Source organism: Lelliottia nimipressuralis (genome assembly GCF_004402045.1).
Taxonomy (GTDB): Bacteria; Pseudomonadota; Gammaproteobacteria; order Enterobacterales; family Enterobacteriaceae; genus Enterobacter; species Enterobacter chinensis.
Window position 1 is genome coordinate 119,534 of the sequence record NZ_SOMG01000012.1, and the last position, 22,126, is coordinate 141,659.

Annotated in this window: 20 protein-coding genes; 14 read left to right on the forward strand and 6 right to left on the reverse strand. The window is 53.4% G+C overall.

Annotation, left to right across the window (positions count from 1 at the left end; genetic code table 11):
- The first annotated feature begins 39 nt into the window (after positions 1-39).
- Together E3U32_RS06800 and E3U32_RS06805 are read left to right on the forward strand one after the other, a co-directional pair.
- A complete protein-coding gene (locus tag E3U32_RS06800) occupies positions 40-921 on the forward strand; it encodes a LysR family transcriptional regulator (protein WP_134348160.1) in 882 nt (293 codons plus the stop codon).
- A gap of 32 nt (positions 922-953) precedes the next feature.
- Positions 954-1,748: an SDR family NAD(P)-dependent oxidoreductase gene (locus E3U32_RS06805; protein WP_045403298.1), complete on the forward strand. Its 795-nt coding sequence runs from the start codon at positions 954-956 to the stop codon at positions 1,746-1,748.
- A gap of 4 nt (positions 1,749-1,752) precedes the next feature.
- On the opposite strand, the gene E3U32_RS06810 is transcribed toward E3U32_RS06805, so the two are convergent.
- Positions 1,753-2,199 (reverse strand): NlpC/P60 family protein, encoded by a 447-nt coding sequence (locus E3U32_RS06810; RefSeq protein ID WP_286164207.1) that lies wholly within the window; start codon positions 2,197-2,199, stop codon positions 1,753-1,755.
- Positions 2,200-2,518: 319 nt separating this feature from the next.
- Between E3U32_RS06810 and E3U32_RS06815 the strand changes: the two genes are divergently transcribed.
- The gene (locus E3U32_RS06815) at positions 2,519-3,178 is read left to right on the forward strand and encodes an HAD family hydrolase (protein WP_134348162.1); all 660 of its coding nucleotides are present in this window, start codon (positions 2,519-2,521) and stop codon (positions 3,176-3,178) included.
- A gap of 83 nt (positions 3,179-3,261) precedes the next feature.
- Here E3U32_RS06815 and E3U32_RS06820 read toward each other — a convergent pair whose 3' ends face one another.
- Positions 3,262-4,287: a TerC/Alx family metal homeostasis membrane protein gene (locus E3U32_RS06820; RefSeq protein WP_134348163.1), complete on the reverse strand. Its 1,026-nt coding sequence runs from the start codon at positions 4,285-4,287 to the stop codon at positions 3,262-3,264.
- 641 nt (positions 4,288-4,928) lie between these two features.
- On the opposite strand from E3U32_RS06820, the gene E3U32_RS06825 reads away from it, so the two are divergent.
- The 5 genes from E3U32_RS06825 to E3U32_RS06845 all read left to right on the forward strand — a co-directional run bounded on the left by E3U32_RS06825 (position 4,929) and on the right by E3U32_RS06845 (position 11,753).
- The gene (locus E3U32_RS06825; RefSeq protein WP_134348164.1) at positions 4,929-5,486 is read left to right on the forward strand and encodes a fimbrial protein; all 558 of its coding nucleotides are present in this window, start codon (positions 4,929-4,931) and stop codon (positions 5,484-5,486) included.
- A 55-nt stretch (positions 5,487-5,541) separates the two neighbouring features.
- Positions 5,542-6,225 (forward strand): fimbrial biogenesis chaperone, encoded by a 684-nt coding sequence (locus E3U32_RS06830; RefSeq protein WP_166790913.1) that lies wholly within the window; start codon positions 5,542-5,544, stop codon positions 6,223-6,225.
- 36 nt (positions 6,226-6,261) lie between these two features.
- Positions 6,262-8,754, forward strand: a complete 2,493-nt coding sequence (locus E3U32_RS06835; RefSeq protein ID WP_134348166.1) for a fimbria/pilus outer membrane usher protein — start codon at positions 6,262-6,264, stop codon at positions 8,752-8,754.
- Positions 8,755-8,780: 26 nt separating this feature from the next.
- A complete protein-coding gene (locus E3U32_RS06840; RefSeq protein ID WP_134348167.1) occupies positions 8,781-9,824 on the forward strand; it encodes a fimbrial protein in 1,044 nt (347 codons plus the stop codon).
- A gap of 108 nt (positions 9,825-9,932) precedes the next feature.
- Positions 9,933-11,753: an integrin alpha gene (locus E3U32_RS06845; RefSeq protein ID WP_134348168.1), complete on the forward strand. Its 1,821-nt coding sequence runs from the start codon at positions 9,933-9,935 to the stop codon at positions 11,751-11,753.
- A gap of 57 nt (positions 11,754-11,810) precedes the next feature.
- Here E3U32_RS06845 and E3U32_RS06850 read toward each other — a convergent pair whose 3' ends face one another.
- The gene (locus tag E3U32_RS06850; RefSeq protein WP_134348169.1) at positions 11,811-13,007 is read right to left on the reverse strand and encodes an NAD(P)/FAD-dependent oxidoreductase; all 1,197 of its coding nucleotides are present in this window, start codon (positions 13,005-13,007) and stop codon (positions 11,811-11,813) included.
- A 228-nt stretch (positions 13,008-13,235) separates the two neighbouring features.
- Here E3U32_RS06850 and pitA point away from each other — a divergent pair, with 228 nt between their 5' ends.
- The 3 genes from pitA to E3U32_RS06865 all read left to right on the forward strand — a co-directional run bounded on the left by pitA (position 13,236) and on the right by E3U32_RS06865 (position 15,685).
- Positions 13,236-14,735 carry an inorganic phosphate transporter PitA gene (pitA, locus tag E3U32_RS06855; protein ID WP_134348170.1) on the forward strand — a complete coding sequence of 500 codons (1,500 nt, stop codon included), beginning with the start codon at positions 13,236-13,238 and terminating at the stop codon, positions 14,733-14,735.
- 175 nt (positions 14,736-14,910) lie between these two features.
- Entirely contained in the window at positions 14,911-15,300 is a 390-nt protein-coding gene (locus E3U32_RS06860) for a polymorphic toxin type 44 domain-containing protein (protein WP_208527903.1), read from the forward strand.
- Complete coding sequence (locus E3U32_RS06865; protein ID WP_134348171.1) at positions 15,278-15,685, forward strand: hypothetical protein; 408 nt, start codon at positions 15,278-15,280, stop codon at positions 15,683-15,685. Before E3U32_RS06860 ends, E3U32_RS06865 begins: the two co-directional genes overlap by 23 nt.
- 43 nt (positions 15,686-15,728) lie before the next feature.
- On the opposite strand, the gene uspB is transcribed toward E3U32_RS06865, so the two are convergent.
- Positions 15,729-16,064: a universal stress protein UspB gene (uspB, locus tag E3U32_RS06870; RefSeq protein ID WP_003861224.1), complete on the reverse strand. Its 336-nt coding sequence runs from the start codon at positions 16,062-16,064 to the stop codon at positions 15,729-15,731.
- Between the two features lie 283 nt (positions 16,065-16,347).
- Here uspB and uspA point away from each other — a divergent pair, with 283 nt between their 5' ends.
- Entirely contained in the window at positions 16,348-16,785 is a 438-nt protein-coding gene (gene uspA, locus E3U32_RS06875) for a universal stress protein UspA (RefSeq protein WP_003861223.1), read from the forward strand.
- Between the two features lie 91 nt (positions 16,786-16,876).
- On the opposite strand, the gene rsmJ is transcribed toward uspA, so the two are convergent.
- Positions 16,877-17,629, reverse strand: coding sequence for a 16S rRNA (guanine(1516)-N(2))-methyltransferase RsmJ (rsmJ, locus tag E3U32_RS06880; protein ID WP_059311430.1), 753 nt, complete (start codon positions 17,627-17,629; stop codon positions 16,877-16,879).
- A 7-nt stretch (positions 17,630-17,636) separates the two neighbouring features.
- Positions 17,637-19,679, reverse strand: a complete 2,043-nt coding sequence (prlC, locus tag E3U32_RS06885; protein ID WP_134348172.1) for an oligopeptidase A — start codon at positions 19,677-19,679, stop codon at positions 17,637-17,639.
- A gap of 178 nt (positions 19,680-19,857) precedes the next feature.
- Here prlC and E3U32_RS06890 point away from each other — a divergent pair, with 178 nt between their 5' ends.
- Together E3U32_RS06890 and gorA are read left to right on the forward strand one after the other, a co-directional pair.
- On the forward strand, positions 19,858-20,700 hold the full coding sequence (locus tag E3U32_RS06890; RefSeq protein ID WP_134348173.1) for a 23S rRNA (adenine(2030)-N(6))-methyltransferase RlmJ: 843 nt from the start codon (positions 19,858-19,860) through the stop codon (positions 20,698-20,700).
- Between the two features lie 71 nt (positions 20,701-20,771).
- Complete coding sequence (gene gorA / locus E3U32_RS06895) at positions 20,772-22,124, forward strand: glutathione-disulfide reductase (RefSeq protein ID WP_134348174.1); 1,353 nt, start codon at positions 20,772-20,774, stop codon at positions 22,122-22,124.
- Positions 22,125-22,126 lie beyond the last annotated feature (2 nt).

Sequence of the window (22,126 nt, forward strand, 5' to 3'; positions counted from 1 at the left end):
CTATGTTTTAATGAAATCCATCCAAATTTTAGATAAATAATGCATAAGACGACGCTGGAACAATGGTCTTTACTGGCGAAAGTGGTTGAGGCGGGCAGTTTTGCCAAAGCCGCGGAAGAAACCCACCGCAGCCAGTCCTCAGTGAGCTATAACCTGTCGCTGCTGCAGGAGCGGCTGGGCGTGGCGCTACTGGTGCCGGAGGGGCGACGGGCGGTGTTAACCCCGGCCGGAGAACTTCTTCTCAACCAGGTTAAACCGCTGCTGAAAGCGTTTTCGTATGTTGAGACGCGCGCAGCGACTCTTCGCAACGGGATGCGCACGCGGCTGGATCTGGTGGTGGACTCCATTTTCCCGCGCCGCCGCCTGTTCGCCATCCTCCGTCAGTTCCAGCAGCAGTATCCGCAGACTCAGGTCCGTCTCACCGAAGTGCTGGAAAATACCCGCGCCGATGCCATCAATGACGAAGCCGACGTGATGGTCTTAACCCGCCGCCAGGACATGACCGGGCTCGGTGAATGGCTGATGAATATCGACTTTGTTGCCGTGGCGTATCACCAGCACCCCCTCTTTCAGCTCGACGCGCCGCTTAACGACGGCATGCTGCGCCCGTGGCCGCTCATCCAGATTGCGGACAACCAGACCGCCGCGCGCGCGGCCGGCGAGTCGTGGACCTTCTCTACCATCGATGCCGCCATTGAAGCCGTCGTCTCTCAGGTCGGGTATGGCTGGCTGCCGGAGGAACGCATCCAGCCCCTGCTGGATCGGGGCGTGCTGAAACGGCTGCCGCTGAGCCACGGCGCGCGCAGGGCAACGCCGCTTCACCTGATTGTAAAGCGCTCTCTCGCCCCGCTTGATGAGCAGGTCGAGGCACTGTTGCGGCTTTTTAGCCAGGAGCCGTCATCCTCACCTGCTACGCTTTAAGGTCCGAACGTTAAAACGATAAGGAGCAGATGATGAAAATCGACTTTGCGGGGAAAGTGGCGCTGGTGACTGCCTCAACCGGCGGGATCGGCTTCGCCATTGCCAGAGGTCTGGCAGAGAGTGGTGCGGAAGTGATCGTCAATGGCCGTAGCACGGAATCGGTGAATAAAGGCATTCAACAACTCCAGCAGGTGGTGCCTGGCGTGCAGGTGCGTGCCGCGATTGCCGATCTCAGCACGGCAGAAGGGGTCGAGTCGCTTCTGAAGGTCGCGAATAACGTCGATATCCTGGTCAACAACGCCGGGATTTACGGCCCGCAGGATTTCTATGCCACCGACGATGAAACCTGGGAACGTTACTGGCAGACCAACGTTATGTCCGGTGTACGCCTCTCCCGCGCCCTGCTGCCGGGCATGGTGCAGAAAGGCTGGGGACGCGTGGTCTTTATTTCCTCCGAGTCGGCCTGCAATATCCCGGCGGATATGATCCACTACGGCGTGACCAAAACGGCGCAGCTCTCGCTGGCGCGCGGGCTGGCGAAGTTCGTGGCGGGAAGCGGAGTGACGGTCAACAGCGTATTGCCGGGGCCGACGATGTCAGACGGTTTCGCGGAAATGATGAAGGATGAAATCGAAAAAACCGGCAAATCGCTGGAGCAGCTGGCGAAAGAGTTTGTGATGGCCAACCGCCCCAGCTCGGTTATCCAGCGCGCGGCTACGGTTGAAGAGGTAGCCAATATGGTGATTTACGTCTGTTCGACCCAGGCCTCCGCCACCTCGGGCGCGGCGTTGCGCGTCGACGGCGGCGTCGTGGATGACATTATCTGATCCGTCAGGCTGCAGCGCCTGCTACACGGCGGGCGGTGATGAAGTGTTCCTGCCAGTAGCTATCAGTCAGGGTTGAAACCGTTACGCCCTGGCTGCTTGAGGCATGAATAAACTGGCTATCACCAATATAAACGCCGACGTGCTTGCGGTGCGGACCGGTCTGGAAGAAGACCAGGTCTCCGGGCCTCAGGCGATATTGTGCCACCTGCACACCGCGGTGGATCTGCTCGCTCGTCGTGCGCGGTAAATCAAGATGTACCGCATCGCTGAACAGATGTTGCATCAGCGCGGAGCAATCCACCCCACGTTGCGTGGTTCCGCCCAACTGGTACTGGGTTCCCTTCCATTTCTGGTATTGGTCAAGAATTCGGGAGCGTAGCGGACCCGTTTCCTGGTGCACCAGCGCAGACTTCGCCGGGGAGGCTGCTAGCTCGCTGTTCATCGATAACATCGACGCAGGCAGTTGAAAACTTAATGCAGAGAACGAAGCAAAACTTAACGTGAGGATTGAAAAAAGCGATCTGAACGTCATATCAAAAGAGAGTCTGTGAGTGAATTTATCCTTACCTGTGAGGGACAATGTTCCCTCTAAATATCTTGCGATGTGGCGATAATATAGACTGCTTACTTTTTCACCAATCTTTATCGGGACCAAAAATGGACTCACTTTAGATCGCAAGATTGAGAAAAAAAGGGTTGTGATGTAAGGACTGTCCAGCTAAAGCAGGTAAACTAATTCGCAGAATGTGTATTTCAGCTAAGACGTATTTATGACCAATATGATTGCCGACGAGACGGTGGCGAAATCCAGCGTGCTCTCTGTCTTTGACTTTGACGGGACATTAACGCACCACGACAGCTTTATTCCTTTCCTGCGTTTTGCCTTTGGTAAACGTTACTTTGCGGGTCGTCTGGTGCGTATGGCGCTGCCCACGCTCCACTGCGTGCGCCGCAAGCTGACGCGCGATGAGCTGAAGGAAGTGCTGATTAAAACGTTCCTGACGGGCGTGGATGAACACTGGTTACGCCAGCAGGCGGAGGCGTTTTGCGAAAAATACTGGGGCAAGCTGATGCGTCCGGAGGGCGTGATGGCCGTCGCCGCAGAGGTGAATTCCGGTGCGGAAGTGACCATTTGCTCTGCGTCTCCGGCGCTGGTGCTCCAGCCGTGGGCCGACAAACTGGGCATTAAGCTGATTGGCACACAGCTGGAAGTGAAAGACGGCAAGCTGACAGGGCGCATTACGGGCAATAACTGCCGCTGCGCCCAGAAAGTGGCAAGACTGGAAAAAGTGTATGGCGATCTGAACGCCTATCACCTGCGCGCCTGGGGCGACACCCGCGGCGACCACGAACTGCTGGCTGCCGCGCAGGATCCGCACTGGCGGCATTTCCATCATCCGCGCAAGCGCCGGAATTCGCCGATTAAGTAGCCTTTTGCCGGGTGGCGGCTGCGCCTTACCCGGCCTACATTCGAACCGTAGGCCCGGTAAGCGAAGCGCCACCGGGCGATGCATCAGGCAGTACGTTTCCCAGGGAACATCACGCTCGCAATAATCCCCAGCGCCAGCACGCCGAGCACGACAAACAGGCTTGCCGTGGCCCCAATGTTGTAACCGTGATGCCAGAAGTGATCGGTGGCATTTAATCCCAGCTTGAACGCCACGAAGAACAGCAGCAGCACGACGGCTTTTTCGAGGTGCACCAGGTACTGCTTCAGCGCTTCCAGAACGAAGTAGAGCGTACGCAGGCCGAGAATGGCGAACATCATAGCGCTATAGATAATCAGCGGTTCGCGGCTCACGGCAATAATGGCCGGCACGGAGTCAAACGCGAACATCACATCAGAGAGCTCAACGACGGCCACGCAAAGCAGCAGCGGCGTCGCATAGCGTTTCGCCTTCTTCACGCGTCCCACCATCACGTCCTGGTTTTCCGGTTTTTCAAGCTCCGCATCCACCTCTTTCTGCGTCAGAATAAAGGCATTGCTGCTGATTTTCGGCCAGACAGGATAGAAGCGTTTCACCAGGCGATAAGCGAGATGACCCGAGTAATCTTCCACTTCGTCACTCTCTTCATTGCGTTTGAGCATCATCACCGCCGTCCAGCCGACGACCAGCGCGAAGATCACTTCTACATAAGGCCCCAGACTCAACAGGCTTGTCCCAATCGCCACAAAGATGCCGCGGAACACTATCGCCCCCAGCACGCCCCAGTAGAGCACGCGGTGGCGATACTTATCCGGCACGCCGAACCAGGCAAAAATCGCCATCATCACAAACAGATTATCGACGGAAAGCACCTCTTCCAGCGCATAGCCGGTGAGGAACAGGCTCGCCATCTCTGCACCGTGGTGAACATACAGGAACCCGGCGAACACCATCGCCATCATCACCCAGAAGATGGACCACATCGCCGCGCTTTTCAGCGAGACAGGTTTATCGTGACGGTGCATGAAGAGGTCGATGAACATCGCCCCAACAGCCATGACGACGAAAACGACAACGGTTTCAGTTGGGAAACCGAGATGAGCAGAAACCATGAATCTATCCTTAACATTCATCTGCGCGATGGCAGAGATAACGTTTGCAGCAAAAAGAAGAAAACGCCCATATCACCGGGCAAGCAAATAATAATAACACTTCTTCGTACCCGTCCGGCAATGTAAATGCAATGTTAAAAACATCCAGTTCGAAACAGATAAAACAACGCATAGCACACTGAGATATGGACGAACTACGTTACGGCGGTGAAACTGTTTATCTCCACATTTTTAAAAAAGCAAACTGTTCTTCCGTATATTATTCTTTCATTGTTCTGAGAATTTTATTATCAGAACAGCACCCGATACCCAGGAAGTAGTAAATAAGCCGTAAGTTTCTCACGAGAAAATGCTGATAAAATCATGAAAAATTAAACGCAACTTATTGATTTATAAAGAACAAAAGTCAAATCATAGCGTTCTCACTTTATTTTCTAAAAGCGCTTGATAACCTGACACCACCTATTTTAAGACTTTTGATGATGGAAATTATTCACACGTACTGATAAGCAACTATGAATATCAACGTTAACTTTTCGCATTAACGGAATATCCGCATATCGCGGTCACAATAACTCTATTGAGTTACTAACCTGAAATAATAATGTTCTAACATTTACACACTGAGGAATAGTTTAAAGATGAATAAATCCGTCATTGCCATGGGATTATTATTGGCCGCCGTTGCCAGCCCTTCCAGCCATGCGGCAGATCCCGGTAAAGGTGCAGGTCAAATCAATTTCACGGGCACCATTACCGCGAGCACCTGTGATGTCGATATTAATGGTCAGGGAGGTAACCCAACGATTCAAATGGGCACCATCTCGTCTTCGGCATTTAAAGAAAAAGGGGATGTTGCGGGTATTCACCGCATCCAGATAGATCTGTCTAACTGCGATACCGCCGTCCTTAAAGAAGCCGGAGCACGATTTGGCGGTGCTTATGATTCTAATGATAACAATCTGCTCGCGCTTAAAACCGGCGGCGACGCCGCAACGGGTTTGGGTATTGAATTCCTGAATGAAGATGGAACCTCTCTGAAACTGGGCGAAAATCCAAATAAATTTATCCCTATTACCGGCGCCGGCACCGCGGGTACGGCCACCCTGCTTTATTCAGCCCGTTATAAATCAACCATTGATACTGTGACCGCCGGTAAAGCAGATGCGGTTGCGGATTACACCATTATCTATAAATAAATTACTCAACTCAGTTCCGGGCTGTGGATAATAGCCCGGAATGCAAGGATGTTTTATGTTAAGGAAACGCTACCTGACGCTGCTGGCCTTGCTCTTTGGCTCTTGTTTGTCACACGCCAGTGTGACCTTATCGAATACGCGAGTGGTATATAATGCTGACAAGAAAGAGAGCAATATTAACGTCAGAAACAATACTGACAGCCCTTTCCTGGTGCAGAGCTGGGTACAGGGCAATGATTCACAGGGAACCAAAGCCCCGTTTATTGTGACCCCACCACTTTTTCGCCTTGATGGGGGTAAAGCCAATGCGCTACGTATTATCTATAACGGCACCGCGTTGCCGCGGGATCGCGAGTCGCTTTTTTGGCTCAACGTGAAATCGATCCCGTCCTCCTCAAGAGAGGATGTCAACAAACTGCAAATCGCCGTTAATACTCGGATCAAGTTATTTTATCGCCCTGCGAATTTAGCGGATGAACCGGGAGAAATTAGCAAGAATGTTCAGTGGTCAGTTGAAAATAACAAACTCATCGTACGCAATAATTCTTCTTATCACATCTCATTTGCGGAGGTGACGATCAATAACAAAAAATGGTCAGAGTTTGATCTGTTGGCACCTAAAAGCAGTAAAGCATTCACGCTAAATAATATACTACTGACAAACAACGCAAGCGTACATTGGAAATATATCAATGATTATGGCGGCAACAGCCAGCTAATAACACAAAAAATAGAATAACGATTTTAACGCAATAACCTCGCAGGGGTATTTTTCATGACTATATTTTGGGGCATTCGTCCAGCGCTTTGCTTTGCCTGGATATTACCCAGCGCATTATACGCCAGTGATTATTTCGACCCGGCCTTTCTGGAAACAGGTGGTGCGCCACGTACCGCTGTCGATCTTTCTCTCTTTGAGAATAAAAATAGCCAGACACCCGGCATTTATCGTGTTGATCTCTTTGTTAACAATAAAATGATCGACACGCGTGATATCGCGTTTCGACTCGAAGAGAACGCGCAGCATAAAAATATTCTGGCTCCGTGCCTTAGCAAGGAAACGCTTCAGTCGTTTGGTGTAAAAACGGGGGCCTTCCCGTTGCTGCAGGATGATACTCAGGGCTGCGCGAAACTGGCGGCGATCCCACAGGCGAGCAGCGAGTTTGACTTCAGTGAGCAGGCGTTAAGACTTAGCATCCCTCAGGCGGCGCTGGACAGCCAGGCTCACGGCTACATCGATCCCGCACGTCGGGAGCAGGGAATTCCGGGCCTGACGCTCAGCTACAACTACAGCGGCGCCAGCTGGACCTCAAACAATGGTTCGGGAACCGACAGCCACTATCTTAGCCTGCGTCCGGGTCTGAATGTTGGCCCATGGCGTTTACGCAATTTTTCGACCTGGAGCAACAGCCAGGGGCAAGCCGGCCGCTGGGAATCAATTTATACCTATCTGCAGCGTGATATCAGCACCCTGAATAGCCAGCTGATTGTCGGAGATAATAGCTCTACCGCTGAAGTCTTTGATAGCACCCCGTTTCGTGGCGTTCAGCTTTACTCGGATGAGCAGATGCTTCCGGGCAGCCTGCGGGGCTATGCTCCTGTGATCCGCGGTATTGCCCGTACCAATGCCCAGGTCACTATTTTTCAGAACGGCTATAGCATCTATCAAAGCTATGTACCGCCCGGTGAATTTGTCATTAACGATCTTTACCTCGGCAGCAGCGGCGAGCTGAAAGTTGTGGTGAAAGAGGCGGATGGCAGCGAGCAAGTCTCTTTAGTGCCTTACGCCTCGTTAGCGGTTATGCAGCGGGAAGGTCAATTCAAATATGAAGTTATTAGCGGTACCTATCGTTCCAGCAGCAGCGATGCTGAGAATGCCCTGTTTTCACAAGGGAGCCTGATTTACGGTCTTCCGTGGGAAACCTCGGTATACGGCGGCATGCAGGCCGCCAGTCAATATCAGTCCCTGCTCTTTGGCATGGGTAAAAACATGGGCGATTTTGGCGCACTGTCCTTCGATATTACCCAGGCCTGGGCAACCACCAGGCAGGCAGAGAAAAACCGGGGCCAATCGCTACGCCTTCGCTACAACAAAAGCCTGCTGTCTACCGGCACTAACGTTGCGATTGCGGGTTATCGCTACTCGACGTCCGATTACTACACGCTGGGTGAAACGCTGGGCAGCTACAACTCGCAGAACTGGCTCCCGGAGCGACGCCGTAGCCGTACAGAACTGACGCTAAACCAAAACCTGGGAGAAAGCCTTGGCTATCTCTCCGCCATGCTGGTCAGCGAGGACTACCACACCAGCCACAAACGCACGACCTCCGCCACGCTGGGCTATGGCAATAGCTGGAACGGTATCAGCTATAGCCTGAATTACAGCCACTATCTGAACGTAACAAAAGAGGATAACCAGCGTCGTTATAACCAGGACAACCTGTTTAGCCTCAGCATGAGCGTTCCGCTGGACAAATGGCTCCGCTCCACGCGTGCTGGTTATACCTTTTCCGCAGCAGAAAAACGCTCGCCTGGCCACAGCGTTTCCCTTAGCGGCAGTGCCCTTGAGGACAATAACCTTAACTGGAGCGTACAGCAGAACATCACCTCTGGCAGCCAGACAAACAGCAGCGATGCATCACTCAGCTATAGCGGACGTTATGCGCAGGTTGGCGCCGGGTATGGCTATAGCCGGGACGCACAGCGGCTGAATTACAACCTGCGAGGGGGAGTGCTGGTTCACCCGCATGGCGTCACGCTGGCGCAGTCGCTGGGTGAAACGGTCGCCCTGGTTGAAGCGCCGGATGCAGCGGGCGTCAGCGTCCGTAACCACGCTGGCGTACGCACCGACTCCCGGGGCTATGCCGTGGTGCCTTACCTGACCCCTTATCAGGAGAGCACAATCCAGCTGAGACCCGACACGCTGCCAGATGATGTTGAGCTGGAAAGCAATAGCCATAAAGTTGTTCCCACCCGGGGAGCCATCGTTCGGGCACGTTTTACCACTGCGGTGGGTAAACGCCTGATGATGACGCTGACAGGTGCGCAGGGCAAACCCGTTCCGTTCGGCGCTATTGTTTCTCAAAACACAACCAGCAGCATTGTGGGTGATGAAGGGAGCGTATTCCTCACAGGGATGGCGGAAAAAGGGACGTTAGACGTGAGCTGGGGTAAGAAACCCGATCAGCGTTGCCAGGTTCACTATCAGCTTTCTGGGCAGGAACCCACGATTAGCGGAATTGTGCAGTTAGCGCAAACCTGCAAATAACCCGTTAATGATTTAAGGAATTAATCATGAAAAAATTAGCGTTATTCGTTTGCCTGGCCGCAGGTGGATTTATAGGATCGCCTGCCTTTGCCGCTGTAGAAGGGAGCTGCTGGCCGACATCAACTGTATCAGGCGTGGCGCACAACTTTAATATTATCGAAAACCTGACTGCCGACGACGTTCCCGGCATAACTCAATCACCATGGAAGAATAAAGGTAATTTTGATGGTATCTGCTTCTGCAGAGACTCCAACGTGGCAGAGAGTATATTATTTCTATTTACAAGTTCTAAACTGGGTTCAGGAGGCGGTAAACGTAGCGCAGACTTTATCTATTATCCCCTGGATGTGGACAAGGGTATCAATATCGGCATTAATGTAGCCCTTGGCGGAAAAGATGATTTAAGAACAGTCCCTGTTGATTTAAGTAACACTGCTGGTGTTGATAATGGGCATATTGAGAAAAATAATTGTGATGATAATAACGATGCTTATCCGTTCGCAACCGGCTCCAACGGAACCGTCTCACTAGAATTAACTAAACCGCTTCCTTCGGGCCGTATTGAAATTCCTATGCAGGAATTAGTTACCATTTATGCCAAAAAACAGACAGGTAGTTTTGACCGCTCCAGGCCCTTTGTTAAACTCAATTTTCAATTGTCAATTGATATTCCACCACAATGCACTATTAATGATGGACAAACCATTAACGTCCCGTTTGGCGATATCTCAGTAAATGAATTTAAGCCCGAAGCCGCCAAAAAGGAAAAAGACTTTGATATTCACGTCAGTTGCAAAAATCCTGATGATGTCAGCAAAGTGAGTATTAAATTCCGCACTTCCGATTTTAATGGTTCCGGCTTTATCAAAACCCATAATGATGAAGGGGTTCGCAGCGATTTAGGAATAAAACTAAAACATAACGGTAATAAAATTGATGGCAGCAGTCCGGCCATTCCGACACAGGAGGGTAATGTCACGATTACAGCAACGCCCGTGCAACAGGGAGAAAAATCTCCAGAACCGGGAAAATTTGAAGCCACATCAACCCTGGATTTCGAGTTCAAATAAAGAAAAAACTTAATCCACTAAAGAAACGTCTTATTTCATTGCAACTCATGGCGCTATAGAAATGAGTTGCCGGGTATTTAAAAATGGATTTGTATAAGGATATATAGCATGAAACTAAAAAGTAAAACGCGTGTAGCACTTTGCGTTGCAGCCTTATTAGGTACAGGCTTCACGGCATCTCAGGTCATTGCCAGCGATATCGAGCCCTACTCTGCCCCTTTCGCTATCAAAGGTGAAAAGAGTAAAGACTATTTCGGTATGACAATGACCACGATCGGTAAGTTTTCCGATAAAGACAATGGCACGCATATCGCGGGCGAAGATATTGTGATTACGGCCCCCTGGGGGGATGATGCGAAAGGGATCGCGTACGTTATTTTCGGGACTTCCGGTGGAAAAACCATGCAGGAAGTGAATAACGTAGGTGAATTCGATCCGCAAAACGCGCTTAAAATTATCCACAGTAATAAAGCGAATAAACCGGGCTCAGTCACCACAAAATGGATGGGCGTCGCGGTACGCAAAATTGGGGATATTAACGGTGATGGATATGACGATTTAGCGATCGCTTCCCACTGGCATGACCAGGTATATATCATCTGGGGCGGGCCACACCACCGCACAGGCGCGCGTCTTTCTAATCAGATAGACCTCAATGATATCGATAACGGCAACTCTCGCGTGGGCATTCGCATCCGTACGGTGAATGCTTCAGGCAATGCTAATACCGGCGGCTGGTTTGGTGCTGCAGTAGGGCCAATTAAATATAAAAATTCTGCCGTCGCTAACAAGATGGTCGATCTCGCTATCGGCGATATCGAAGGCACTGGCGGACGCGGTGGCGCAGTGATTATCTACGGCGCCCAAAAAGCAGGCGACCAGTGGCAGAACATTGATATTAAGCGCAACAATCTGGGCGACTGGGAAATCCCTGCCGCGACCGGCGCCTATATTCGTCCGCAAATGACCGCTACCAACGGTCCGGATAAACCGCTTAATTACAACCTGGGTCAGCAGATCAGCGATGTGGGGGATATTAACGGCGATGGCTTCAGTGATTATCTGATAGTCGACCCGGAATCCGTCAATGAAGGCCGCGTTTCCGACAACAGTGGCATTAGCGGACGCGGCACGGCATATCTCGTCTACGGCAGCAGTTTCAACCAGGGGAATCTCGACATCGCCTCGTTAAACGCCACGCAGGCGACCCGTATCCACGGTATGGGGAACGCTTTCCTTGGCGGCCAGTCAGGAGGTGGTGAAGGGAATAACGATCATAGCGCGTACACGCAGGATAAGCCCAATAACGGCACCATCACGCCGTTAGGTAACTTCCTGAGTACTCACTATAACGCTTTTGCGATTAGCGCCCCTGCCGACATTGGCATCGATAAAAAACGTTCCGGACTGGTCTGGATTATTAAAGGTAAGACCGACGGCAGTAAGTTGCCATCTTCCCTGTTCCTTGATGCGGCGCACACACGTCTGAACTTCAACAAGAGTTTCAGCGTGCGGGATGGCTATGCTATCTACGCCGACAGACCAGGCAGCAAACTGGCAGGGTTCGGGAATAGCATTCTCGGTAATGTGGATCTGAACGGCGACGGCAAGAAGGATCTGGTGATTGGCGATCCAAATGCGCTGAACTCCAGCGGCACTCAGGTTGGCGCCGTGTATGTGATCAACGGAGGCAAAAGCCTGGATGATTACGCAGATGATGAAGGCATGATCAATATTAGTACGCTGGTGAGTGAAGGCGTTGCGAAAGTCTACTGGGGTAAAAATCAGTATGAAAAATTTGGCGCCTCTATCGCTGCCGGGAATTTCAATGGCTTTACGCAGGATAGTCTCGCCATTGGTTCTTACCGGGATAACAGCTGGACGGGTAAAGTGACCTTCCGCATTGCGGATTACATCATCCCGGATTAATTCTTACATCACCTGAATTACAGCAACGCTGCCGGGGAAACATCATTCCCCGGCAATTTATTGCGCATTTTGCAGCGCCTGCGCACACGCCCAGGCGCTGGCCCATGCCCACTGGAAATTGTACCCACCGAGCCAGCCGGTAACGTCCATCACTTCACCAATGAAATAGAGTCCCGGCACGTTGCGGGCTTCCATGGTGCGGGAAGAGAGTTCATTCGTATCGACTCCACCCAGCGTCACTTCCGCCGTGCGGTAGCCTTCGGTGCCGTTTGGCTGCACGCGCCAGTTTGTCAGCGTCTCGACCAGCGTTTCCTGCTCGCGGCTGTTAAGTTGCCTGAGCGACACATCCGGGATCTGCCCCAGCACCTGCAAACATTCCACCAGACGTTTTGGCAGCTGCATTGCCAGCGTGTTTTTCAGGCTTTGATTAGGGTGTGCCGCACGTTGCTCGTCGAGAAACGCGTCCAGATCGCAATCGGGAAGCAGGTTAACCGTGACAAACTCCCCCGGCTGCCAGTAGCTGGAAATTTGCAGCACCGCCGGGCCGGAGAGGCCGCGATGGGTAAAGAGCAGATTTTCACGGAACACCGTACCGTCTTCAGCGGTAATCACTGACGGAACAGACACCCCGGAGAGTGTCTGGAGCTGTTCCAGCAGCGGTTTATGCAGCGTAAATGGCACCAGACCGGCGCGGGTCGGCAGCACCTTCAGGCCAAACTGCTCCGCAATCTTATAGCCGAACGGGGAAGCACCCAGCCCCGGCATGGAAAGCCCGCCGCTGGCGATCACCAGGTTATCGGCACTGACGCTTTCACCGTTGAGCTGCAGCGTGTAACCCTGTTCATCACGGGCAACCTCCAGCACCTCCGTGCGCAGGCGCATCACCACGCCACCCTTTTCGCACTCGGCTACCAGCATATCGACAATCTGCTGCGCGGAGTCGTCGCAGAACAGCTGGCCCAGCGTCTTCTCATGCCACGCGATGCCGTGCTTACCCACGAGTTCGATAAAGTCCCACTGGGTGTAACGCGCCAGCGCAGATTTGCAAAAATGCCGGTTCTGGCTCAGATAAGCCGCGGGCTCTACATACAGGTTAGTAAAGTTGCAGCGCCCACCGCCGGACATCAGGATCTTACGACCTGGCTTTTTACCGTTATCCAGCAACAGCACGCGACGACCCGCCTGTCCGGCCATCGCCGCACAAAACATACCCGCCGCACCGGCGCCAATTACCACGGCATCAAACCTTTCCACGTCAAAATCCTCTTGGTTAACTGCCGCGGATTGTAAAGTTTCCTCTGTGGTCACACCAGCGTAAAAAGATATTACAAAGCCATTCCATTGAAATTTAAAGAATATCCTTTCAGGCACTTTTCCCAAATCAGGTGGTATGTCAAAAAAAGTCTATATTTCACTTTGCCCGCCGTGCATTTGTCCTGGATAATGCGCCGCGTTCATGTCCTCAAAATGGCGTAACGTCCTATGCTACATTTGTTTGCCGGCCTGGATTTACATACCGGGCTTTTATTATTGCTTGCTCTGGTTTTTGTACTGTTTTACGAAGCGATCAACGGCTTCCACGACACTGCAAATGCAGTCGCAACGGTTATTTACACTCGCGCAATGCGATCGCAGCTTGCGGTTGTTATGGCGGCGGTATTTAACTTTTTTGGTGTTCTCCTGGGCGGACTGAGCGTTGCGTATGCGATCGTGCATATGCTGCCAACGGATCTGCTGCTTAACGTTAGTTCTGGCCATGGCCTCGCTATGGTGTTCTCAATGCTGCTTGCTGCAATTATCTGGAACCTCGGTACCTGGTATTTCGGCCTGCCTGCATCCAGTTCTCACACCCTCATCGGCGCGATTATCGGTATCGGGTTAACGAATGCCCTGATGACCGGTACATCGGTTGTTGATGCGTTAAATATCCCGAAAGTACTGGGGATCTTTGCCTCACTCATCGTCTCCCCTATCGTGGGTCTGGTGGTGGCTGGCGGGTTGATCTTCATCCTGCGTCGTTACTGGAGCAACACCAAAAAACGCTCCCGTATTCACCTGACGCCAGCAGAGCGTGAAAAGAAAGACGGCAAGAAAAAGCCGCCATTCTGGACGCGTATTGCTCTGATCATTTCCGCTATCGGCGTGGCTTTCTCACACGGCGCGAACGATGGTCAGAAAGGCATTGGTCTGGTGATGCTGGTACTGATTGGCGTCGCTCCGGCAGGATTCGTGGTCAACATGAATGCTTCCGGCTACGAAATCACCCGTACCCGTGATGCAGTGAACAACGTTGAAACCTACTTCCAGCAGCATCCCGAACTGCTGAGGAAGGCGACCGGCGTTGACCAGTTAATCCCTTCTCCGGAAGCGGGTGCGACGACTGCACCAGGCGAGTTCCATTGCCATCCGGCAAACGCGATTAACGCGCTGGAACGTGCGAAAGGCATGCTGGGTAATATCGAAAGTTATGACAAACTGACCGTTGAGCAGCGTGGTCAGCTGCGTCGCATTATGCTGTGCATCTCTGATGTGACGGATAAAGTGGCGAAACTGCCTGACGTGAATGCTGACGACCAGCGCCTCCTGAAGAAACTGAAAGGCGATATGCTCAACACCATTGAGTACGCGCCAATCTGGATCATCATGGCCGTCGCGCTGGCGCTGGGTATCGGTACAATGATTGGCTGGCGTCGTGTGGCGACCACCATCGGCGAGAAGATCGGTAAGAAAGGCATGACCTATGCGCAGGGTATGTCCGCGCAGATGACGGCGGCAGTTTCTATCGGTCTGGCAAGCTATACCGGTATGCCTGTCTCAACGACCCACGTACTCTCCTCGTCCGTGGCAGGTACCATGATTGTTGACGGTGGCGGTCTGCAGCGCAAAACCGTGACCAACATTCTGATGGCCTGGGTGTTTACCCTTCCGGCATCCATCCTGCTGTCTGGTGGCTTGTACTGGATTTCGCTGAAGCTGATCTAATCGGTTGAGTGCGACAAAAAAGCGGGTCAGGAAACTGACCCGCTTTTTTTATGGCTGCTATTTGCCATGAGGTGTTTGATAACATGAGGATTTTCTGAACATTTTTTGCTCAATTTCAAAACACAGAAAAAACTATCATGGCGGCCAGAAGATAAATCCAGACAAAGGAGAATGTATGGCTTCTGTCCCTATCTCAGGACCGGGTTCAATCGTTATAGCGAACAATATGCGTGAGGCACGCCTTAACGGAATGTCACGCAATATGGCCACGCCCTCAACGTATTATTGGTTCTACCAAAAAGTCCGAAATGGCGGTCCCTGGGATTATAAAAAATTCGACCCTTATTTTGCTGCATTTGGTAACTTCAACTTCGGAGCCGCAGGTACTGCGGCAGGTATCCCTGCAAACATCCTTCTTATGGGCGCAGGCTGGGCTCAAGGCCGGGCAGGTACCTCAAAACCGGAATGGGGAAAATGGTACGAAAAACCACCTTACGGAGACGACCCAACGGACCAATGCAACATCAGAGAAGGAATAGAGTATGCCATTCAAAACGGCTATTAAATGGATTCATCGCCTTGTTACCGTTTCGCTTCTGGTTCTGGTCATTGGATTTCTCTGGTTAAACCATCAGCCCAATCAGCGAAATAGCGATGAGCTACAGCGCGTTTATAAATTATCCGATAGCGTCTGGCTCTATATGACCGTGAACAATCAGGGTGGCACAACCGTACCAACAATCTACCGTTACTATCTCTCGGGGGAGATCGCAGGGAAAGATATCGACATTATCCATCAGCTTGCTATGAAGCATCCTGTCATCGAAGGTACAGGCACGATTACCGCAGCCAGTATTGATACAAGCGGGGAAGTGAAAATTGCCTATAGCGGGAAGGTTATTTCGATGGAGAACAATATCTCCAGTCTCCGGTTCTCAGTTAAACCCTGAGCCAGATGAAAGAAGGCGGGGCTTTCCCCGCCTGCTGTGATACTCAGTGCCAAATCATCAATGCAATCATACTGACCACGACCAGCCCGCACAGGGCGCTGGTCAAAATGAACTGACGACGCAGGCGCTCGCAACGACGGATAAACTCTTCATCGTGATGATCGCGGTAGCGCTGGTAGTAGATATATCCCACCAGACGCATCTGCTTGCTGGGCTGTCCATGCGAGGTGAAGAACCCTCCACCGTCCACATACTGATAAAGCAACGGATCGCAACCACGAAGTACCACTAACAGCGCACGTAACGATGAGAAGTAGCGCGCCATATTCACTATGCAAACTACGCATAACGCCCAAAACAATGCGACGGTGCTAATCATACATCCTCCCCGGCGTCCACCCACGAAGCAAGGCTTCTGAGCTACCGCACCCCAATGCCCTGACAGACAGTTCAGTGAAAGAATGACCAAAATTCGATCCGGTTCGCGTTTTAATATCCGAACGGCTCATTAAATAGTGTAGGAGATCCGTTAATTTTTTTGCCACAAGGTTAATCGTTATCAACACCAAAGCTTGAAAAATATGTTTAACTGGGCCGTAATGAAAGTATCAGACGACGGCATTCTCATTTAGTCATCGATAACTTAAGGAAGGAGTAACACTATGGCTTACAAACACATTCTCATCGCGGTAGACCTCTCTCCGGAGAGCAAAGTGCTGGTTGATAAAGCGGTATCCATGGCACGTCCCTACAACGCGAAAGTTTCCCTGATTCACGTTGATGTGAATTACTCCGATCTCTATACCGGTCTGATCGACGTGAATCTCGGCGATATGCAGAAACGCATCTCGGAAGAGACGCACCACGCCCTGAGCGAACTGTCCACCAACGCAGGTTATCCGATTACCGAAACCCTGAGCGGCAGCGGCGACCTGGGTCAGGTACTTGTGGATGCGATTAAGAAATATGACATGGACCTGGTGGTTTGCGGTCACCATCAGGACTTCTGGAGCAAGCTGATGTCTTCAGCGCGCCAGCTGATTAATACCGTTCACGTGGATATGCTGATTGTTCCACTGCGTGATGAAGAAGACGAGTAAGTGCAAAAAAGCCCGGTGGCGCTAACGCTTACCGGGCCTACAAATGGCACTGAACGTAGGCCGGGTAAGGCGAAGCCGCCACCCGGCTTTTTTATTCCGGCGTACCCGAATAAATATCAAACCGGTGCCCTTTGGTGGTCACCGCATTGGTCGTGGCAACGTCCGCCAGCGGCGGCGCATAGTCAGGGCGCTTCACCACCACCCGCTTCGTTGCAAGCTGGCGAGCAGGCTCCAGCAGGCCGTCTGCATCTAAATCAGGTCCCACCAGCGACTGAAACACCCGCATCTCTTTTTTCACCAGCGCGCTTTTCTGCTTATGCGGGAACATCGGGTCGAGATAGACCACCTGCGGGCGCGGGGTGATATCGGTCAGCGCCGTCAGGCTGGAGGCATGAATCAGCTGCAGCCGCTCCTGCAGCCACGGGCCAATTTCCGGGTCCGCGTAGCCACGCGTCAGGCCATCATCCAACAGTGCAGCCACCACCGGGTTGCGCTCCAGCATCCGCACGCGGCAGCCGACAGACGCCAGCACAAACGCATCGCGCCCCAGCCCCGCCGTGGCATCGACCACGTCCGGGAGGTAGCTCCCTTTGATGCCGACTGCTTTGGCAACAGCCTCACCGCGACCGCCGCCAAACTTGCGCCGGTGCGCCATGGCGCCGCCGACAAAATCGACAAAAATCCCGCCGAGCTTCGGTTCGTCGCGCTTGCGTAATTCGAGATGCGCTGTAGTCATCACCAGCGCCATCGGGTTTTCTTCATCGTGCTCCAGCCCCCAGCGGGCCGCCAGAACAGATAAGGCGCCGTCTCCGGCGCCTGTTTCATCTACTAAGCAGATCTTCACGTAACAATCAGCCTTTGATCCCGTAATGCTCAAGCATCGCATCCAGCTGAGGCTCGCGGCCGCGGAAGCGTTTGAACAGCACCATTGGCTCTTCAGAACCGCCCCGGGTCAGGATGTTGTCGAGGAACGACTGGCCGGTTTCGCGGTTGAAGATCCCCTCCTCTTCGAAGCGAGAGAAAGCGTCTGCCGCCAGCACGTCGGCCCACAGATAGCTGTAGTAACCCGCCGCATAGCCGCCTGCGAAAATGTGGCTGAAGGCATGCGGGAAGCGGCCCCAAGTTGGCCCTGGGATCACGGCGACCTGCTTTTTAATCTCGGCCAGGGTTTCAAGGATTTTCGCCCCCTGCTCCGGGCTAAACTCGGCGTGCAGGCGGAAGTCAAACAGGCCGAACTCCAGCTGACGCAGGATAAACATCGCCGCCTGGTAGTTCTTGGCCGCCAGCATTTTATCGAGCAGCTCTTTCGGCAGCGGTTCGCCGGTTTCATAGTGACCGGAGATAAACGCCAGCGCGTCCGGCTCCCAGCACCAGTTTTCCATAAACTGGCTCGGCAGCTCGACCGCATCCCACGGCACGCCGCTGATGCCGGCCACGCCTGCAGTTTCGATGCGGGTCAGCATATGGTGCAGACCGTGACCGAACTCGTGGAACAGGGTGATCACTTCGTCGTGGGTAAACAGCGCAGGCTTGCCGCTCACCGGGCGGTTGAAGTTACAGGTCAGGTAAGCAACCGGCTTTTGCAAAGATCCATCGGCTTTACGCATCTGGCCGACGCAGTCATCCATCCACGCCCCGCCGCGCTTGTTCTCACGGGCGTAGAGATCGAGGTAGAAGCTGCCGCGCAGTTCGTTTTTCTCGTCATACAGCTCGAAGAAGCGCACGTCCGGGTGCCAGACGTCGATATCGGTACGCTCTTTCGCGGTGATGCCATAGATGCGTTTTACCACTTCAAACAGGCCGTTAACGGCTTTGTTTTCCGGGAAGTACGGGCGCAGCTGCTCGTCGCTGATGCTGTAGAGGTGCTGCTTCTGTTTTTCGCTGTAGTAGGCGATATCCCACGGCTGAAGCTCGTCCACGCCAAACTCCGCTTTGGCGAAGGCGCGCAGCTGGGCCAGCTCTTTTTCACCCTGCGGACGGGCGCGTTTCGCAAGATCGGTGAGGAAGTCGAGCACCTGCTGCGGGTTCTCCGCCATTTTTGTAGCGAGAGATTTATCGGCGTAGTTTTCAAAGCCCAGCAGTTGGGCCAGCTCGTGACGCAGTGCGAGAATTTCCGCCATCACCGGGCTGTTGTCCCACTTACCGGCATTCGGCCCCTGATCGGAAGCGCGGGTGCTGTACGCGCGGTACATCTCTTCGCGCAATGCCTGGTTGTCGCAGTAGGTCATGACCGGCAGATAGCTTGGGATATCCAGCGTTAACAGGAAGCCTTCCTGCTCTTTCGCTTCGGCCTGCGCTTTTGCCGCCGCCAGCGCGCTTTCCGGCATTCCGGCTAGCTGCGCTTCGTCGGTGATCAGCTTCGTCCAGCCCATGGTAGCGTCGAGCACATTGTTGCTGTACTGGTTGCCCAGCTCGGAGAGACGCGCGGCAATTTCACCGTAGCGGGTCTGCTTCTCTTTTGGCAGGCCAATCCCGGAAAGCTCGAAATCACGCAGGGCGTTATCGACGGATTTTTTCTGCGCGGTGTTCAGTTCGGCATAGTGGTCGCCGTCGCGCAGGTCGCGATACGCCTTGTAGAGCCCTTCATGCTGGCCGACCCAGGTGCTGTACTCAGAGAGCAGCGGCAGGGTTTGTTCGTAGGCTTCGCGCAGTTCCGGGCTGTTTTTTACCGAATTCAGGTGGCTCACCGGGGAGAAAATACGTCCCAGAACGTCATCCACTTCGGCCAGCGGCTGACACAGATTTTCCCAGGTGTACGGCGCGCCCTGCGCAACCACGTTTTCTACCGCCGCGCGGCAGTTGTCCAGCGATTGCGTAACGGCTGGAACCACATGCTCAGGGAGGATTTTAGAAAACGGTGGCAACGAAAAAGGCGTCAGTAATGGATTGGTCATAAACGCTGTCCTGTTGAATTTGATGAATGAAGCGCGCATCCGGCGCTGTGCATATGGGATCTAGAATGGGGTTAAGTGTAGAGGATTTCAATGGCCGCGCTTACCGGGCCTACGGGTAATCTGTGCCGTTCTGCTGTAAACTGTGGAAAATCGTCAATTCAGCGGAAAATCATCACCCATGCTCAGTTATCGCCACAGCTTCCACGCAGGCAACCACGCCGACGTCCTTAAACATACCGTTCAGAGCCTGATCATCGAATCGCTCAAAGAGAAAGATAAGCCATTTCTCTATCTGGACACCCATGCGGGCGCGGGCCGTTATCAGCTGAGCGGCGAACATGCCGAGCGCACCGGTGAATATCTTGAAGGCATCGCCCGCATCTGGCAGCAGGACGACCTCCCTGCCGAACTGGAGCCATACATTGGTGTGGTGAATCACTTCAACCGCAACGGCCAGCTGCGCTACTACCCAGGCTCGCCGCTGATTGCGCGCCAGCTGCTACGCGAGCAGGACAGCCTCCAGCTGACCGAACTGCACCCGAGCGATTTCCCGCTGCTGCGTTCTGAATTCCAGAAAGATAACCGCGCCCGCGTGGAAAAAGCCGACGGTTACCAGCAGCTGAAAGCCAAACTGCCGCCGGTTTCACGTCGCGGCCTGGTGCTGATCGACCCGCCGTACGAAATCAAAACCGACTATCAGGCGGTGGTGACCGGCATCCACGAAGGCTACAAACGCTTCGCCACCGGAACGTATGCCCTGTGGTATCCGGTGGTCCTGCGCGCGCAAATCAAACGCATGATCAAAGACCTGGAAGCGACCGGCATCCGCAAAATCCTGCAAATTGAGCTGGCGGTACGTCCGGACAGCGACCAGCGCGGCATGACCGCCTCGGGCATGATCGTCATCAACCCGCCGTGGAAACTCGAAGCGCAAATGAACAACGTGCTGCCGTGGCTGCATAAAAAGCTGGTGCCAGCCGGTACAGGCCACGCGACCGTCCGTTGGATCGTGCCGGAGTAATCGCAGCCATCGGTGGAAACTATTGATTTCAGGTATACAATCGCGGCAATTCACGATTAAGGACAAAAGCTATGACTAAGCATTATGACTACATCGCAATCGGCGGCGGCAGCGGCGGCATCGCCTCCATCAACCGTGCGGCCATGTACGGCCAGAAGTGCGCGCTGATTGAAGCCAAAGCGCTGGGCGGCACCTGCGTGAACGTGGGTTGTGTACCGAAAAAAGTGATGTGGCATGCGGCGCAAATCCGTGAAGCTATTCATATGTATGGCCCGGACTACGGCTTTGATACCACCATCAACCACTTCGACTGGGATAAGCTGATCGCCAGCCGTACCGCCTACATCGACCGTATTCACACCTCGTACGACAACGTGCTGGGCAAGAATAACGTCGACGTGATCCACGGTTTCGCCCGCTTCGTGGACGCGAAAACGATCGAAGTGAACGGCGAGACGATCACCGCCGATCACATCCTGATCGCCACCGGTGGCCGCCCGAGCCATCCGAACATCCCGGGCGTAGAATACGGTATCGACTCCGACGGTTTCTTCGAGCTGCCTGCCCTGCCAAAACGCGTTGCCGTTGTCGGCGCGGGTTACATTGCGGTTGAACTGGCTGGCGTGGTTAACGGGCTGGGCGCTGAGGCGCACCTGTTCGTGCGTAAACACGCGCCGCTGCGCAGCTTTGACCCGCTGATTGTCGATACCCTGGTCGAAGTGATGAACACCGAAGGCCCAACCCTGCACACCAACGCCGTACCAAAAGCGGTCGTGAAAAATGCAGACGGCAGCCTGACCCTGGAGCTGGAAGATGGCCGCAGCCAGACCGTCGATTGCCTGATCTGGGCGATCGGTCGTGAACCGGCGAACGATAACTTCAACCTGGCTGTAACGGGCGTGAAAACCAACGATAAAGGCTACATCGTCGTTGATAAGTTCCAGAACACCAGCGTACCGGGCATTTACGCGGTCGGCGATAATACCGGTGCGGTTGAGCTGACCCCGGTTGCCGTTGCGGCGGGCCGTCGTCTCTCCGAGCGCCTGTTCAACAACAAGCCGGACGAGCATCTGGATTACAACCTTATCCCAACCGTCGTCTTCAGCCACCCGCCAATCGGCACCGTCGGCTTAACCGAGCCGCAGGCGCGCGAGCAGTACGGCGACGACCAGGTGAAAGTGTATAAATCGGCGTTCACCGCGATGTATACCGCCGTCACCTCTCACCGCCAGCCGTGCCGCATGAAGCTGGTGTGTGTAGGCCCGGAAGAGAAAATTGTCGGTATCCACGGCATTGGCTTCGGCATGGATGAGATCCTGCAGGGCTTTGCGGTGGCGCTGAAGATGGGCGCAACGAAGAAAGACTTCGACAACACGGTGGCAATCCACCCGACGGCCGCGGAAGAGTTTGTGACGATGCGATAATG

Excerpts from the sequence above, each read along its gene's own strand:
- uspB (WP_003861224.1), bottom strand. The coding sequence starts at position 16,064 with ATGATTAGCACCGTCGCATTGTTTTGGGCGTTATGCGTAGTTTGCATA.
- E3U32_RS06865 (WP_134348171.1), top strand. The coding sequence starts at position 15,278 with ATGCCATTCAAAACGGCTATTAAATGGATTCATCGCCTTGTTACCGTT.
- pitA (WP_134348170.1), top strand. The coding sequence starts at position 13,236 with ATGCTACATTTGTTTGCCGGCCTGGATTTACATACCGGGCTTTTATTA.
- E3U32_RS06860 (WP_208527903.1), top strand. The coding sequence starts at position 14,911 with ATGGCTTCTGTCCCTATCTCAGGACCGGGTTCAATCGTTATAGCGAAC.
- E3U32_RS06890 (WP_134348173.1), top strand. The coding sequence starts at position 19,858 with ATGCTCAGTTATCGCCACAGCTTCCACGCAGGCAACCACGCCGACGTC.
- E3U32_RS06815 (WP_134348162.1), top strand. The coding sequence starts at position 2,519 with ATGACCAATATGATTGCCGACGAGACGGTGGCGAAATCCAGCGTGCTC.
- E3U32_RS06800 (WP_134348160.1), top strand. The coding sequence starts at position 40 with ATGCATAAGACGACGCTGGAACAATGGTCTTTACTGGCGAAAGTGGTT.
- E3U32_RS06810 (WP_286164207.1), bottom strand. The coding sequence starts at position 2,199 with ATGTTATCGATGAACAGCGAGCTAGCAGCCTCCCCGGCGAAGTCTGCG.
- E3U32_RS06835 (WP_134348166.1), top strand. The coding sequence starts at position 6,262 with ATGACTATATTTTGGGGCATTCGTCCAGCGCTTTGCTTTGCCTGGATA.
- E3U32_RS06845 (WP_134348168.1), top strand. The coding sequence starts at position 9,933 with ATGAAACTAAAAAGTAAAACGCGTGTAGCACTTTGCGTTGCAGCCTTA.
- E3U32_RS06840 (WP_134348167.1), top strand. The coding sequence starts at position 8,781 with ATGAAAAAATTAGCGTTATTCGTTTGCCTGGCCGCAGGTGGATTTATA.
- E3U32_RS06805 (WP_045403298.1), top strand. The coding sequence starts at position 954 with ATGAAAATCGACTTTGCGGGGAAAGTGGCGCTGGTGACTGCCTCAACC.
- uspA (WP_003861223.1), top strand. The coding sequence starts at position 16,348 with ATGGCTTACAAACACATTCTCATCGCGGTAGACCTCTCTCCGGAGAGC.
- E3U32_RS06820 (WP_134348163.1), bottom strand. The coding sequence starts at position 4,287 with ATGGTTTCTGCTCATCTCGGTTTCCCAACTGAAACCGTTGTCGTTTTC.
- prlC (WP_134348172.1), bottom strand. The coding sequence starts at position 19,679 with ATGACCAATCCATTACTGACGCCTTTTTCGTTGCCACCGTTTTCTAAA.
- E3U32_RS06830 (WP_166790913.1), top strand. The coding sequence starts at position 5,542 with ATGTTAAGGAAACGCTACCTGACGCTGCTGGCCTTGCTCTTTGGCTCT.
- E3U32_RS06825 (WP_134348164.1), top strand. The coding sequence starts at position 4,929 with ATGAATAAATCCGTCATTGCCATGGGATTATTATTGGCCGCCGTTGCC.
- gorA (WP_134348174.1), top strand. The coding sequence starts at position 20,772 with ATGACTAAGCATTATGACTACATCGCAATCGGCGGCGGCAGCGGCGGC.